Consider the following 1,760-nt stretch of genomic DNA (forward strand, 5'->3'; position numbering starts at 1 on the left):
AAGCTACTAATGCTATTGCAAAAAAGTTAGATCACTAGAAATTTTATCTCACAAAGAAGATAACCCCATTTAAATTTAAATATTTAGATGGGGTTATTTTTTTTTAATGAGCAAGTAATTATCTGTTTTTAGAGAAGAGTTTCTCTAAGTTAGATCGTTTATCTATTTTGCCTGTATGTGTTGTATCAAATTGATCTATAAAGAAAACCTCTTTAGGCTTCTCAAATTTATCAAGCTTGATGAAGGCATCTTTCAATTCTCTTTGCTCACCTTCCACTACTAAAATTACCTTTTGACCTAATTCTTCATCGACCTGTCCTGAGATAAAGAAACTTCCTGACAGATACTTTGACAATTTCTCTTCAATTTGTGTAGGGTGAACTTTTACTGAACCTGTATTTATGACATCATCTATTCTACCCAAAACTTTAAACTGGTTATCTCCTACCAATTCTACAAGGTCATTTGTTATTAGTGTTGTATTAGATAATTTAGGAGCGTGAACCACAAGCTTTCCTTGTTCATCTTTTTCTATATCTATATCTTCTAACACTGTATAATACTGATCATATCTAGGATACAACTGCCTCACTGCAATGTGAGAACAAGTCTCTGTCATGCCGTAAGTGTGGTAAGCCTTTGTATGTTTTCTATCTAGTTTTTCTATTAAACTCTTAGAAACTGCTCCACCGCCTATAATGACTTTTCTAGTTTTGTGAATATCATCTAGCGATTTAGACACTTGCAATGGAGACATAGCAGTAAAGTCGTATCGTTTCTCTGCCTTTTTTAAAGGAGTTGTGCTAGGCTCCACGAGGTCCAGATGCCATCCTAACGTCATGGCTCTAACTAACATCATTTTTCCAGCTATATAACTTAGTGGTAAACAACATAGCGCCTCTTTTTCTTCTCCTATATTAAAACGCTTTCCTGTCATCTCAGCACTATTAATCATGTGCTGCTTTAATAATTTATATTCTTTAGGAACACCAGTAGAACCACTTGTTCTTACAGTCACCACGTCATAATTATCTAACCAGCTCAATAAGAAATCACCGACTTGCTTTTCCCACTCTTCGCCTTCTTTAATATAACTATAAGCTACAATGGCGACTCCTTCATTGTTTAATGAATGTCCATTTAATCTAAAATTGGGATGTACCGTTGGTATCATAATACTCGTTTTTTAAAGCTGGCACTTCTATAGCACCAAATAATTTGTCTTTCCAGTTACTCCACTTATATTTTTTGGCAAATAATAAAATTAAAGCTGGATAATATATAAACATAGGCACAAAAGTTTGCCATGTTGCTGTTGGGTCAGAAGTATCTATAAGCAATGAATCCGTTTGAAAAGCAGTCCAGTCTGCTGTAACAAGTAATGCAATGAATAGGTTATTTGCTGCATGAAAACCTATGGCGAGCTCTGTTCCTTCGTCCATTAAAGTCATCGTTCCTAGCAAAAATCCAGTTCCTATATACCAGATCATAACGATGTAACCCATTTTAGCGATTTCAGGATTAAAGATATGCATTAATCCAAATACAGTCGAAGTAACTATGTATGAAACAGCTCTATTACCTGCAATTATACCTAATCCTTGCATGGCATAACTTCTGAACAATAATTCTTCCCAAGTAGTTTGAATAGGTACTAAAATTACCGCTATAATCGCTAGGATAATAAAATTTGTGGCATCAAAGTTCCATATATAAATTTCTGGATCGATGTAATAACTTATCACTGTTGTAGCTATAGA

2 protein-coding genes are annotated in these 1,760 nt (G+C 34.3%); both read right to left on the minus strand.

Going from position 1 to position 1,760, the window contains the following annotated elements; translation table 11 throughout:
* Positions 1-118: 118 nt before the first annotated feature.
* The gene (locus A9Q93_RS10580) at positions 119-1,174 is read right to left on the minus strand and encodes an AMP-binding protein (RefSeq protein ID WP_303687369.1); all 1,056 of its coding nucleotides are present in this window, start codon (positions 1,172-1,174) and stop codon (positions 119-121) included.
* Positions 1,146-1,760, minus strand: a 615-nt coding sequence (locus A9Q93_RS10585; protein ID WP_303687370.1) for a CPBP family intramembrane glutamic endopeptidase, incomplete at its 5' end; no start/stop codon positions are given. The genes A9Q93_RS10580 and A9Q93_RS10585, both read right to left, overlap by 29 nt.

Source organism: Nonlabens dokdonensis (assembly GCF_002162835.1).
GTDB classification, from domain to species: domain Bacteria; phylum Bacteroidota; class Bacteroidia; order Flavobacteriales; family Flavobacteriaceae; genus Nonlabens; species Nonlabens dokdonensis_B.

Coding starts and splice junctions, on each gene's coding strand:
- A9Q93_RS10580 (WP_303687369.1), bottom strand. CDS start 1,174: ATGATACCAACGGTACATCCCAATTTTAGATTAAATGGACATTCATTA.